We start from the raw sequence: 13,577 nt of genomic DNA on the forward strand, positions 1-13,577 counted from the left end.
CGTCTAGCACAGGCCTTTTGAGACCGCAATGCATCGTCCGGCATGGTTTTCAGGCACTTTTGTCGCATCAGGCGGCGAAGGCCGAGCCTGAGCGGCGGATTAGTCACGAATTCACGGTACGAAGCCGAAGGCGAAGGCAAGCGGCAGCGCCGCCAGGGCCAATTCAACCACGATGGAAGCCCAGTTGAAAGGTGTGTTGGCGCCGTCCGACATCATCGACAAAAGCCGACCGAAAGCGGTGAACAGCCATGAGAAGCCGAGCGCCATATAGAGCAGCGGCTGCGCGAGCAGGATGCAGCACAGGCTGACGCCGAGATAGAAGCCCGACATGCGGCCGCGCCCTTCGGCGATCGCCGCCGCTTTCTCCGGCTTCGCTTGCAGGCGCAGGATGCGGAAGGCGAGATTCGGCGCCAGGAAGAGGACGAGGCCGATGAGCAGCGTCACGACGGCGCTCGACCATGCCAGCCACTCGCCCTGGCTCGCCGGCCACGGAAACGCGAACTCCATCTGATCCCCCCTCGTAAAGTCTTGTTCTGAAATAGCCGGCATTCTAGCCGAGGAAAATCCGCGCGCCAGATGGCGGCCGGCACATTTGACAGGACGCAAGACAAGACGCGACAGAAGAGCGCCCGATCAGGACAATGCGAACTCGATCGCTGCCTCGGCATGGATGCGCGTGGTGTCGAACACCGGCATGTCGAAATCGCCCTGGCCGATCAGCATGGTGATCTCGGTGCAGCCCATGATGAGGCCGTCGATCTTTTCGTCGCGCCGCAGACGGCCGACTTCCTCGACATAGGCGGACTTCGAGTCGGCTTTGACGACTCCCTGGCAGAGCTCATCATAGATAAGCCGGTGCACCATGTCGCGGCCGGCCCGGCCGGGCACGACCGGCTGCAGGCCGTATTTGTCGGCGAGCCGCCCTTTATAGAAATCCTGTTCCATGGTGAAGCGCGTCGCGAGCAGCGCCGGGCGCTTCACGCCTGCAGCGACAACAGCGTGTCCAGTTGCGTCGGCGATATGGAGAAGCGGAATCGAGATGGCCGCCTGCACCGTGTCGGCGAGTTTGTGCATCGTGTTGGTGCAAATCATCAGGCCCTCGGCGCCGCCGGCCTCCAGCTTGCGCGCTGCTTTTACCAGAAGGACACCGGCGCCGTCCCAGTCGCCGGCATGCTGGCGTTCGGCGATCTCGGCGAAGTCGAACGACCAGAGCAACAGCTTCGCCGAATGCAGCCCGCCCAGCCGCTCGCGCACGATCTCGTTGAGCAGTCGGTAGTAGATTGCCGTCGATTCCCAGCTCATGCCGCCGATAAGGCCGAGGGTTTTCATAAAGCGAGCACTCCGTTGGGGCTGTCTTTCTCGCTTATAGGAAGCTCTGCGGGTCGATGTCGACCTGCACCCTGACGGAGCCGCGCAGCTTCGGCCCATCCGCCAGCATGGCTCGAATAAAGCCCTGCATGTCGGCGCGCCGCTCGCCTTGCACCAGCAACCGAAAGCGGTGGCGGCCGCCGATCAGCGACAGCGGCGCCTCGGCCGGTCCGAGCACGAAGAGATCGGAGGCTGTAGGTGCCGCGCGCCGCAAGCCCCGCGCATGGGTTTCGGCCTCGGCGCGTGTCGCCGCACTGACGATGATGCCGGCGAGCCGGCCGAACGGTGGCAGTACGGCCCGCTCCCGCTCCGCGATTTCGCGCTCGTAAAAGGCTTCCGAATCGCCCGAGACGATCGCCCGCATCACCGGATGGTCGGGCTGGTAGGTCTGCAGCAGGCCGAGGCTCTTCTTGCCGGTGCGGCCCGCGCGCCCGGTCACCTGGCTGAGCAGCTGGAAGGTGCGCTCGGCGGCGCGCGGATCGCCATTGGCGAGGCCGAGATCGGCGTCGACCACGCCGACCAGCGTCATGCCGGGGAAGTTGTGACCCTTGGCGACGAGCTGCGTGCCGATGACGATATCGGCCTCGCCATTGGCGACGGCCTCGAGCTCGAGCCGCAGCCGGCGCACGCCGCCCAAGAGATCGGACGACAACACGATCGTGCGGGCTTCCGGGAAATGCGCCACCACTTCCTCGGCGATGCGCTCGACGCCCGGCCCGCAGGCGACCAGATGATCGAGCGTGCCGCATTCCGGGCAAGCTTCCGGCCGCCGCTCATTGTGGCCGCAATGGTGGCAAACGAGCTGGCCGCGAAAGCGATGCTCGACCAGCCAGGCCGAGCAGACCGGGCAGCCGAAGCGATGGCCGCAGACGCGGCAGAGCGTCAGCGGCGCATAGCCGCGCCGGTTGAGGAAGAGCAGCGACTGCTCTTGTCTCTCCAGCGTGCGCTCCATCTGCTCCAGAAGGAGAGGCGACAGAAAACCGCCGCGCGCCGGCGGCGCGCGCCGCATGTCGATCGATTTCAGGTCGGGGAGCGCCGCCTCGGCAAAACGCGCCGACAGCACCGCGCGCTGGTAGCGGCCCTGGCTGGCGTTGACGCGGCTCTCGACCGACGGCGTCGCCGAGGCGAGCACGACCGGGAAAGCGCCGATATGGCCGCGCACCACCGCCATGTCGCGCGCATTATAGAAGACGCGGTCTTCCTGTTTGTAGGCCGGGTCATGCTCCTCGTCGACGACGATCAGGCCTAGCTCCTTGAACGGCAAGAACAGCGCCGAGCGCGCCCCGGCGACGACGCGCACGCCGCCCTCCGCCACCTGCCGCCAGACGCGTTGGCGCATCCGGGGCGGCAGGTCCGAATGCCACTCCGCCGGTTTGGCGCCGAAGCGGTCCTGGAAGCGTTCGAGGAAAGCGTGCGTCAGCGCGATCTCCGGCAGCAGGATCAGCACCTGCTTGCCCTTGTCGAGCGCCGCCGCCACCGCCTCGAAATAGACTTCCGTCTTGCCCGATCCGGTGACGCCGTCGAGCAGGGTGACGTTGAAGGCGCCGGCGGCGATCGCCGCGCGCAGCTTCTCGGCCGCCGCCTTCTGGTCCGGCATCAATGCCGGCACAGCATGGCCGGGATCGGGTGCGGCGACCACCGGCCTTGGCGGGATCATCACCGTCTCGAACACGCCTTGTGCCCTCAAGCCATCGATGACGGTCGAGGAGACACCCGCCGCATGGGCGAGACCGGAGCGCGTCCAGGCAAGCCCGCCTTCGGCCGTCTCCAGCACGCGGCGTCGCGCGTCGGTCAATCGGTCGGGCTCGGCAAGCGTGCGCTGCAGGCCTTCGATCCACGGCTCCGGGTCGAAAGCTTCCGGCGCCCTCAACAACATCCGCGCCACCATGCCGGGCGCCGACAGCGTGTATTGGGCGATCCAGTCGACGAAACGGCGCATGGCCTTGTCGATCGGCGGGCAGTCGAAGACCTCCTCGATCGGCCGCAGCTTTTTCGGATCGACGGATTCGACGACGGCGTCCCAGACGATGCCGGCGACCTGCCGCGGCCCCAGCGGCACGCGCACGATCGAGCCCGGCACCACGCGCATGCCTGGCGGCACGGCATATGTGTAGGGCCGTTCGGCCGGCATCGGCACCAGCACCGGCGCGGCCGCGACAAAGGGCGAATCTTCGATCATCGGGCGTGACCTTGCCCCGACTTTGCTCTAGATCAAAGGGGACCCCCGCATCTGCCTGGCCGGCGTCAGGCAATCCCCAAGGAGACAGCCATGAAGTTTTTTGTCGATACCGCTGACATCAAGGAAATTAAGGAGCTGCACGATCTGGGGCTGCTCGATGGCGTCACCACCAACCCGTCGCTGATCCTGAAATCGGGCGGCAAGATCGCCGAGGTCACCAAGCAGATCTGCGACATTGTCGAAGGCCCGGTCTCGGCCGAGGTCGTGGCGACCGAGTACAAGGACATGATGGCCGAGGCCGAGGTGCTGGCCAAGATCGCGCCGAATGTGGCCATCAAGGTGCCGCTGACGCTGGATGGTCTGAAGGCCTGCAAGACGATCCGCACCGAGATGAACCGCATGGTCAACGTCACGCTCTGCTTCTCGGCCAACCAGGCGCTGCTTGCCGCCAAGGCCGGCGCCTCCTTCATCTCGCCTTTCGTCGGCCGCATCGACGACACCGGCTCGGACGGCATGGAGCTGATCTCGGAAATCCGCACCATCTACGACAATTATGATTTCAAGACCGAGATCCTGACCGCTTCCGTGCGTACGGTGAACCACGTCAAGCAGGCGGCTTTGATCGGCGCCGATATCGTGACCGCGCCGCCGGCGACGTTGAAGGCGTTGGTCAACCATCCGCTCACCGACAAGGGCCTCGCCGCCTTCCTCGCCGACTGGGCCAAGACCGGCCAGAAGATTGGCTGAGGCCCGAGATCAGACAACAAAAAGGGCCGGGATAAGCTGGCCTTTTTGTTGCATCGAATAGGGGAAAAGCGCGGCGGCGCTCAGAGACCAGCTCAGGCCTTCTTGCCATTCTTGGCCAGGTCCTGGGCGATCGCCAGCCTGAGCAGATCGGCGAGCTCGCGGGCGGCGCGGTTCTCGGCGTCGATCTGCGCCCGGTAGGCCGCAAACTCCTGGCGCGGCCGGTCGAAGGAGGAAGGAATCGAGCGCTTGCCGAGCGCGACCACAGTGCCGGTCGCGGCGTCTCTGAGCACATAATTGGCGGTAAGGGTCACGGTGCCGGCCGTCGGCTCGTCCTCTTCGGTCTGCACCTGAACGATGGCCGCCGACTCGACAAGCTCGGTGACGCCGAGGTCGAGCGTATAGGCAGGCGATGCCGGCTCGCCCGAGCCCTGGCCGAAAGCGAAGATCAGATTGTTGCGCACCTGTTGTGCAGGGCGCGTGCTCACCGGCTTGATCGAGATCGAGGCCAGCTCGGCGGCGGCCCCGACCTGCGCCCCGGCGGTGAGCGGCGCGCTGGAATAGAGCGGCCGTACCGTGCAGGCGGAGACCAGTGCCAGCGAGGCGACCAGGCCGCTGAGAGCAGCGCGGCGCAGCAAACGCGCCGCCTGTGACTTTTCCGGATCAGGCAACGACATTGACGATCCTCTGCGGGACGATGATCACCTTGCGCGGGGCTTTACCATCGAGCGCTTTCTGCACGAAGTCGAGAGCCAGCACCGCTTTTTCGACGGCACCTTGATCCGCGTCGCGGGCAATTGTCAAATCCCCGCGCTTCTTGCCGTTGACCTGCACCGGCAACATGATCTCGTTGTCGACGACCAGGGCCGGATCGTAGGCAGGCCACGGCCGTTCGGCGACCATCTCGGTGCCGCCCAACGCCTCCCAGCATTCCTCGGCCAGATGCGGCATCACCGGCGCGATCACATGCACCAGGATCTCGACGGCCTCGCGGCAGGCGCCCTTCAGCGCCGCGTCAGCCTTGCCTTCGGCGACGTCGTTGAGCGGCACGGCCAGCGCATTGGCAAGCTCGTAGATGCGGGCGATAGCTCGGTTGAAGCCGAGCTTCTCGATGTCCTCGCCGATCGCCTTAAGGATCTTGTGCGCGGCCTTGGAAACGGCACCTGCCTCGCCTTCGCTCGCCGCGGCCGGCTTCACGTCGCCAAGCTGTTCGGCCGCGATCTGCACCAGGCGCCAGACGCGCTGCACGAAGCGATGCGCGCCGGCGGCACCTTCGTCGGTCCATTCGACGTCGCGCTCCGGCGGCGAGTCCGACAGCATGAACCAGCGCGCGGTATCGGCTCCGTAGCCGTCGGTGATCTCCTCCGGACTCACCGTGTTCTTCTTCGATTTCGACATCTTCTCGAGCGCGCCGATCGACGCTTCCTCGCCGGTCGCGATCTCGATGGCGCGGCGCTTGCCGCCGGCGTCCTCGATCCTGACCTCGCTCGGCGACAGCCAGCGCCCATTTGTCGACGGACCGCCGACGCGGTAGGTCTCGTGCACCACCATGCCTTGCGTGAACAGGCCCTTGAACGGCTCGGCGAGGTTCAAATGGCCGGTCTCGCGCATGGCACGTGTGAAGAAGCGCGAATAGAGCAGATGCAGGATCGCGTGCTCGATGCCGCCAATATACTGGTCCACCGCCAGCCACTCGTCCGCCGCCTTCGGCTCGGTCGGCTCGTTTGCCCAGGGGGCGGTGAAGCGCGCGAAATACCACGACGAATCGACGAACGTATCCATCGTGTCGGTCTCGCGCCGCGCGTCGCGCCCGCATTGCGGGCATTTCACGTGACGCCATGTCGGATGCCGATCGAGCGGATTGCCCGGACGGTCGAACTCGATGTCGTCAGGCAGTTTCACCGGCAGATCGGCCTTCGGCACCGGCACCACGCCGCAGGCCTCGCAGTGGATCATCGGGATCGGGCAGCCCCAGTAGCGCTGGCGCGAGATGCCCCAATCGCGCAGGCGGAAATTCACCTTGCGCTCCGCCATCGGCCGGCCGCCGATCGTCTTCTGTTCGAGCAGCTTCGCCACCTCGTCGAACGCGCGCTGCGGCTTCATGCCGTCGAGGAAGCGCGAATTGATCATCACGCCGTCGTCGACATAGGCCTCCTCGGTGATCTGGAAGCTTTTTGCGTCGCCGTCTTCCGGCATCACTACCGGGACTAGCGGCAGGCCGTATTTGTTGGCGAAGTCGAGGTCGCGCTGATCGCCCGACGGGCAGCCGAAGATGGCGCCCGTGCCATACTCCATCAGCACGAAATTCGCGACGTAAACAGGCAGCGTCCAGCTGTCGTCGAAAGGATGGACGACGCGGATGCCGGTATCGAAACCCTTCTTTTCCGCCGTCTCAAGCGCCGCCACCGAGGTGCCCATATGACGGACCTCGTCGATGAACTTGGCCAGCGCCGGATTGTTCTCGGCGGCTTGTCTGGCCAGCGGGTGATCCGCCGCGACCGCCATGAAGGAGGCGCCGAAGATGGTGTCCGGCCTGGTTGTGTAGACTTCCAGCTCGTGCATGTCGCCGCCGATCTTGGCAGAGCTTGCAGCCGCCAGCGGCCAGCGGATCAGCAGCCCTTCCGAGCGGCCGATCCAATTATGCTGCATCAGCTTGACCTTTTCAGGCCATTCCTCCAGCAGGTTGAGCGACTCCAAGAGATCCTGCGCGAAATCGGTGATCTTGAAGAACCACTGCGTCAACTCGCGCTGCTCGACCAGCGCGCCCGAGCGCCAGCCGCGGCCGTCGATGACCTGCTCGTTGGCGAGCACCGTCATGTCTGCCGGGTCCCAGTTGACCTTGGAGGATTTGCGCGTCACCAGCCCCTTCTCGACGAAGTCGAGGAACAGCATCTGCTGGCGGTGATAGTAGTCGACGTCGCATGTGGCGAACTCCCGCGCCCAGTCGAGCGACAGGCCCATCATCTTGAGCTGCTCGCGCATGACGGCGATGTTTTCGTAGGTCCAGTCCTTGGGATGGACCTTGTTCTGCATCGCGGCATTCTCGGCCGGCATGCCGAAGGCGTCCCAACCCATCGGGTGCAGCACGTTGAAGCCCTTGGCCCGCTTGTAGCGCGCGACGACGTCGCCCATCGTATAGTTGCGGGTGTGGCCGATATGGATCTTCCCCGAGGGATAAGGGAACATCTCGAGCACGTAGTATTTCGGCTTCGGGTCCTCGTTCCTGGCCTCGAACAGCTTCTTTTCGGCCCAGGCCTTCTGCCATTTGGGCTCTGACGTGCGCGGATTGTATCGTTCGGTTGCCATCAGATGTTTTTCACTTAAAAGCGGGTGCGCGGCCCTGGGCAAGGCCGGCAGCCGAGACAATGTCGGTGTTCACCATGGATTGCCAGACCCGTCAACTGTGGCGATCCGGCGTTGGTGCTAAAACTATGGGCAGGATATGGACATGACGAGCCCCGTCGAACAGCTTCGCGCGGTCAAGGCGAAGATCGCAAGCGCCGAACGCGAGGCAAAGCGTGAGCCCGGCGCCGTCATGCTGGTTGCGGTCTCGAAGACCTTCGCGGCCGAAGATATCCGCCCGGTCATCGAGGCGGGCCAGCGTGTTTTCGGCGAGAACCGCGTGCAGGAAGCTCAAGGTAAATGGCCGGCGCTGAAAGCGGCGTTTCCCGACATCGAGCTGCACCTGATCGGGCCGCTGCAATCCAACAAGACGAAGGAAGCGGTGGCGCTTTTCGATGTCATCGAGACCGTCGATCGCGAGAAGATCGCCGCCGAGCTTGCCAAGGAGACCGCCAGACAAGGCCGGGCGCCGAAACTCTATGTCCAGGTCAACACCGGTTCCGAGCCGCAGAAGGCCGGCATCGAGCCGCGCGACGCCGTCGCCTTCGTCAAACGCTGCCGCGAGGTGCACGGCCTCGCCATTGAGGGCCTCATGTGCATCCCGCCGGCGGACGAGAATCCCGGTCCGCATTTCGCGCTTTTGGAAAAGATCGCCCGCGAGGCCGGCGTCGCAATGCTCTCGATGGGCATGTCCGGCGATTACGAGACCGCGATCGCCTTCGGCGCGACCAGCGTCAGGCTGGGCTCGGCGATCTTCGGCAGTCGCTAAGCGCCTCGACACCTCCGTAACGATCTTGTTACCGACCCGACAATGATAACGCTTTCGCCGGCGCTTGAAGCGAAGCGGGCCGTTCCTATTCCCCCGTCGTCATTCAGCTTGGCGGAACACGATGCTCGGAGCCACGTCATTACGGCCGTCCCTATCAGGGCAAGCGTGAACGTTTGCGATTAGCTGCTGCTCCTTGCTCCGCCCGGGGATAACGAGTGATGGGCGTTTCCGCCAAACGTCGGACGTCCAGAGAACCTCTGCGCCGCTCAGTGCAGCACGAACTCCCCGTCCACTTTCCGCCACTCGTTCGGCGCGATCAGCTTCTGGTGCGTGTACGTCACCGAATGCAGCGGGCCGTCGAGCTTGGTCTTCCAGAATTCGATGAAGCGGATCAGCACCGGAAACTCCGGCGCGATGTCGTAATCCTGCCAGATATAGCTTTGCAGCAGATGGGGATGGTCTGGGAAGTGATAAAGGATCTTGGCCGTGGTCAGCCCATAGCCGCTGAGCATCAAGTCCATTTCGAGATGATGGCGCATTGCCGTCCTCAGTTGATTCTCCTTTCCTCCCAACGCGAAACTCTGCGCCTCGTTGCTTAACCGTCTATTGATTTTCGCACATCAGACCCAAGTTTTCCATCGGAAAAACAGACGGTTAGCAGCCCTAGGGCGAGAGTGCTGACAGGCGTTTGCACTTGCCCCTGCGTCATCCCGCCGCGCGAATCCAACGTCTAATATTGCCGTCACGGCGGAACTGTTAATAATGCCGCGAATTCACGGCTGCTTCGCCGTGATGCCGTCGGCACATCAAGCCGGCGGAACGGTTTCGGAGGAAAGCTAAAAAATGTCCGATGTCCATGTCCACCGCGTCCAGCCGGCGTGGAAGAAAAACGCGCTGATCGACAACGACACCTATCTCAAATGGTATGCCGACAGCGTGAAGAACCCGGACAAGTTTTGGGGCAAGCACGGCAAGCGCATCGACTGGTTCAAGCCCTTCACCAAGGTCAAGAACACTTCCTTCGACGGCAAGGTCTCGATCAAGTGGTTCGAGGACGGCCAGACCAACGTTTCCTACAACTGCGTCGACCGGCATCTGAAGAAGCGCGGCAACCAGACCGCCATCATCTGGGAAGGCGACAACCCTTACGATGACAGGAAGATTACCTACAACGAGCTCTATGCGCATGTCTGCCGCTTCGCCAATGTCCTGAAGAAGCACGGCGTCAAGAAGGGCGACCGCGTTACCATCTACATGCCGATGATCCCCGAAACGGCTTACGCGATGCTTGCCTGCACGCGTATCGGCGCCATCCATTCGGTCGTCTTCGGCGGCTTCTCGCCCGATGCGCTGGCCGGCCGCATCGACGACTGCAAGTCGACCATCGTCATCACCGCCGACGAGGGCCTGCGCGGCGGCAAGCCGATTGCGCTGAAGGACAACACCGACAAGGCCATCGACATCGCCGCCAAGGCCGGCACCAAGGTGGAAAAAGTGGTGGTGGTGCGACGCACCGGCGGCAAGACCGGCTGGGTGCCGGGCCGCGACGTCTGGTACCACGATGAGGCCGCGACCGTTAAGGCCGACTGCAAACCCGAGAAGATGAAGGCGGAGGACCCGTTGTTTATCCTCTACACATCGGGCTCAACCGGCAAGCCGAAGGGCGTGCTGCACACCACCGCCGGCTATCTCGTCTATGTTTCGATGACGCACCAGTATGTCTTCGATTACCATGACGGCGACATCTACTGGTGCACCGCCGATGTCGGCTGGGTCACCGGCCACAGCTACATCGTCTATGGCCCTTTGGCCAACGGCGCCACGACGCTGATGTTCGAGGGCGTGCCGAACTACCCGTCGCAGTCGCGCTTCTGGGAAGTCGTCGACAAGCACCAGGTCAACATCTTCTACACCGCGCCGACGGCGCTGCGCGCCCTGATGGGCGCCGGCGATTCCCATGTGAAGAAGACCTCGCGCAAGTCGCTGCGCGTGCTGGGCACGGTCGGCGAGCCGATCAATCCGGAAGCCTGGGAGTGGTATTTCAACGTCGTCGGCAACGCCAAGGTGCCGATCGTCGACACATGGTGGCAGACCGAGACCGGCGGCATCCTGATCACGCCGCTGCCGGGCGCCACCGACCTTAAGGCCGGCTCGGCGACACGGCCCTTCTTCGGCGTCAAGCCGCAGCTGGTCGATGGCGAAGGCAAGGTGCTGGAAGGCGCGGCCGACGGCAATCTCTGCATCACCGATTCCTGGCCCGGCCAGATGCGCACCGTCTATGGCGATCACGACCGTTTCGTGCAGACCTATTTCTCGACTTACAAGGGCAAATACTTCACCGGCGACGGCTGCCGCCGTGACGCCGACGGCTACTACTGGATCACCGGCCGCGTCGACGACGTCATCAACGTTTCAGGCCACCGCATGGGCACGGCGGAAGTTGAATCGGCGCTGGTCAGCCACGACAAGGTCTCGGAAGCCGCCGTCGTCGGCTATCCGCACGATATCAAGGGTCAGGGAATCTACTGCTACGTCACGCTGATGTCCGGCACGACGTCGAGCGAGGATCTGCGCAAGGAGCTTGTCGCCCATGTCCGCAAGGAGATCGGCGCCATCGCAACGCCCGACAAGATCCAGTTCGCGCCGGGCCTGCCCAAGACCCGTTCAGGCAAGATCATGCGGCGCATCCTGCGCAAGATCGCCGAGGACGATTACGGCGCGCTCGGCGACACCTCGACGCTCGCCGATCCGGCCGTGGTCGACGATCTCGTTGCCAACCGGCAGAATAAAAGGGCCTGATGAACGCGCAGGCCGCACTCGGCACCGTCAGCCAGCTATGGCGCTATCCGGCGAGCTCGCTCGCCGGCGAGCGGCTGGACGCCATCTCCGTCGGCACGTCGACTGTCGACGGCGACCGGCTGTTCGGCCTGGTCGATGCCTCGGATGGCGAGATCGCCAGGCCGGACCGCGGACCGAAATGGCACAAGGTGCCGCTGATCCGCACCCGGCTGACCGAAGACCGCCGGCTCGAAGTGGCTGTGCCCGGCGGCGACTGGCTGCCGGCGCCCGACCCGGAAAGCGACCGGGTTCTTTCCGGATTTCTCGGCTTCGACGCCTCGATCCGGCCTTACTTCCGCGAGCACGCGCCGGGCTATGCCGGCCCGCTGACGGCCGAGCGATACAGCAGGACGCCGATCCATCTGCTCACCACCGCCTCGCTGGCGCGGCTGAAGGCGCTGCATCCGCAAGGCGTGCCAGATTCGCGCCGCTTTCGCCCCAACATCGTCGTCGACATGGAGCCGGTGGAAGGCTCCTTCCCGGAGACGGAATGGCTCGGCCGCAAGCTCGCGATCGGCGATCTGCTGCTCACGATCTCCGAGCCCTGCCGCCGCTGCGGCTTCACCATCATCGCCCAGGACGGCTTCGACAACGACCCCGGCATCCTGCGCAACCTGGTCCGCTACAACGCCCACAATATCGGCGTTTATTGCACCGTCGACCGGCCGGCACGCGTCGAGATCGGCGCGGAAGTGCGGTTCGCCTGACCTGCCTTGTCCCTACCGGTACAAATCTTCACGCGTCGGCGGCAGGCCGCTTGGTCCCCGCGCGCGCTTGGTGGCGACGGTCTGGAAAATCTGCGCCGAGGCGCGTTCGAAGGCGATCGAGCAGCCGGTGAGATAGAGCAGCCATAGCCGCGCTTTCGCCTCGCCGACCTCGGCGATCGCCTCGTCGAAGCGCGCATGGAGACGCTCGGCCCACAGCCGGCAGGTGCGCTGATAATGCTCGCGAAGGTTCTCGACATCATGGACGAGGAAGCCACGCGCCTCGAGATTGCCGAGCGTCATGCCGATCGTGTCGAGCTCTCCACCTGGGAAGATGTATTTGATCAGCGCCTTGTATTCCGGGCCCTTGCGCAACGTCTTGCGGATGTCGCCCTTGCTGCGCCTGGTGATGGCGTGGTGCAGATAGATTCCGCCGGGCTTGAGCAGACGATGGACGGCCGAAAAGTAGGCGTCGTGATTGGCAATACCCAGATGCTCGAACATGCCGATGGACGATATCTTGTCGAACGTGCCGGAGAGCTCGGCGTAGGATTTGATCTCGATGGTGATACGGTCCTCGAGACCCTCGGCGCGGATGCGCTCGCGGGCAAGCTCCGTCTGGGCCCGCGACAGCGAGACGCCATGGCCGACGACGCCGTAATGCTTCGCCGCATGGATCAGCATCGCGCCCCAGCCGCAGCCGATGTCGAGCAGCCTTTCGCCGGGCTTCAGCCTGAGCTTGCGGCAGATATGGTCGAGCTTGTCGACTTGCGCCTGGTCGATGCGGTTGGCGAAATCCTTGAAATACCCACAGCTATAGACCATGCGCTCGTCAAGGAAGAGCCGGTAGAAGGCATTCGAGATGTCGTAGTGATGCTGGATCGCTTCCTTGTTCGACCCGCTGACATAGGGGTTGCGGCCGGAGAGGTCGCTGCGCGCCGTCATCTGTTTTCGCGAGAACAGCACCACCGGCAGGTCGCGCAGGATCTCCAGCTTGGGCAATGATCTGAGCTTCGTCTTGAGCCTGCCCTGCGAGGGCACGGCGTAGAAGTCGAACAGCGTGCCCTCTTCGATGTCGACGGTCTTGGAAATCCACATCTCGACAAGCGTCGAGAAGGCAGGACGCCGCACCAGTTGCCAGACGATGTCCTGATCGTTGATGGCAAGCACCGGACCGCCGGCGGGCCCGATCCGCTCGCCGGTCCAAAGCCTGACCGCAAAACCCGGCTTCAACGTCTCGACGACCCTGCGTACGATCCGCGCGGCTCTGTCGGCGGCGTCCATTCCCACCTCCCAATAGGCGAACCCCGCCCTCGAGCGCCACTGTCGTCCACCGGCCCGTCGACCGCAATCCCGATCTGTTGCGCAAAAGCATCGCGCGAGGATGATCCTCGCCCGATGCACGGCCATTCCGTAGCGTCATCTTGTGTTTTGCCGCGACGCACCCCATCATTTGGCTGTGTTCAACAAACCGAAAGGAGGTGATCCGATGTCGAGTGATTTCGTTTTCCATAACGTGAGCTCAGCGGATTGCACTTCCGGGAAGCAGTCTTCCCGTTAAGGCGCGAGACGCGCGGCAGGTGACCCGAAGGGGTCGCCGCCAGGAGCCGCGTCATGGACGGAAACACGGAAG

At 64.0% G+C, this 13,577-nt stretch carries 11 protein-coding genes; 4 read left to right on the forward strand and 7 right to left on the reverse strand.

Going from position 1 to position 13,577, the window contains the following annotated elements; all coding sequences use genetic code 11:
- Positions 1-111: 111 nt before the first annotated feature.
- The 3 genes from P9228_RS00090 to P9228_RS00100 form a co-directional block, all read right to left on the reverse strand.
- A complete protein-coding gene (locus P9228_RS00090) occupies positions 112-507 on the reverse strand; it encodes a DUF4345 family protein (RefSeq protein ID WP_067324963.1) in 396 nt (131 codons plus the stop codon).
- A gap of 126 nt (positions 508-633) precedes the next feature.
- A complete protein-coding gene (locus P9228_RS00095) occupies positions 634-1,329 on the reverse strand; it encodes an aspartate/glutamate racemase family protein (protein WP_278051618.1) in 696 nt (231 codons plus the stop codon).
- A gap of 34 nt (positions 1,330-1,363) precedes the next feature.
- Complete coding sequence (locus P9228_RS00100; RefSeq protein ID WP_278051619.1) at positions 1,364-3,547, reverse strand: primosomal protein N'; 2,184 nt, start codon at positions 3,545-3,547, stop codon at positions 1,364-1,366.
- Between the two features lie 90 nt (positions 3,548-3,637).
- Between P9228_RS00100 and fsa the strand changes: the two genes are divergently transcribed.
- A complete protein-coding gene (gene fsa, locus P9228_RS00105) occupies positions 3,638-4,294 on the forward strand; it encodes a fructose-6-phosphate aldolase (RefSeq protein ID WP_278051620.1) in 657 nt (218 codons plus the stop codon).
- 92 nt (positions 4,295-4,386) lie between these two features.
- Here the strand turns inward: fsa and lptE are convergent, their stop codons facing one another.
- Positions 4,387-4,968, reverse strand: a complete 582-nt coding sequence (gene lptE, locus P9228_RS00110; RefSeq protein ID WP_278051623.1) for an LPS assembly lipoprotein LptE — start codon at positions 4,966-4,968, stop codon at positions 4,387-4,389.
- On the reverse strand, positions 4,955-7,597 hold the full coding sequence (gene leuS, locus P9228_RS00115) for a leucine--tRNA ligase (RefSeq protein WP_278051624.1): 2,643 nt from the start codon (positions 7,595-7,597) through the stop codon (positions 4,955-4,957). The genes lptE and leuS overlap by 14 nt, the downstream gene beginning before the upstream one ends.
- 142 nt (positions 7,598-7,739) lie before the next feature.
- On the opposite strand from leuS, the gene P9228_RS00120 reads away from it, so the two are divergent.
- Positions 7,740-8,402, forward strand: coding sequence for a YggS family pyridoxal phosphate-dependent enzyme (locus tag P9228_RS00120; protein WP_127247285.1), 663 nt, complete (start codon positions 7,740-7,742; stop codon positions 8,400-8,402).
- Positions 8,403-8,668: 266 nt separating this feature from the next.
- Here the strand turns inward: P9228_RS00120 and P9228_RS00125 are convergent, their stop codons facing one another.
- The gene (locus P9228_RS00125; RefSeq protein ID WP_067001506.1) at positions 8,669-8,941 is read right to left on the reverse strand and encodes an aspartate-semialdehyde dehydrogenase; all 273 of its coding nucleotides are present in this window, start codon (positions 8,939-8,941) and stop codon (positions 8,669-8,671) included.
- 304 nt (positions 8,942-9,245) lie between these two features.
- On the opposite strand from P9228_RS00125, the gene acs reads away from it, so the two are divergent.
- Entirely contained in the window at positions 9,246-11,201 is a 1,956-nt protein-coding gene (gene acs, locus P9228_RS00130) for an acetate--CoA ligase (protein ID WP_278051627.1), read from the forward strand.
- A complete protein-coding gene (locus tag P9228_RS00135) occupies positions 11,201-11,947 on the forward strand; it encodes an MOSC N-terminal beta barrel domain-containing protein (RefSeq protein ID WP_067324949.1) in 747 nt (248 codons plus the stop codon). Before acs ends, P9228_RS00135 begins: the two co-directional genes overlap by 1 nt.
- Before the next feature lie 12 nt (positions 11,948-11,959).
- On the opposite strand, the gene P9228_RS00140 is transcribed toward P9228_RS00135, so the two are convergent.
- Positions 11,960-13,228: a cyclopropane-fatty-acyl-phospholipid synthase family protein gene (locus P9228_RS00140; protein ID WP_278051628.1), complete on the reverse strand. Its 1,269-nt coding sequence runs from the start codon at positions 13,226-13,228 to the stop codon at positions 11,960-11,962.
- Positions 13,229-13,577: the final 349 nt, after the last annotated feature.

This window comes from Mesorhizobium sp. WSM4898, assembly GCF_029625845.1.
Taxonomy (GTDB): domain Bacteria; phylum Pseudomonadota; class Alphaproteobacteria; order Rhizobiales; family Rhizobiaceae; genus Mesorhizobium.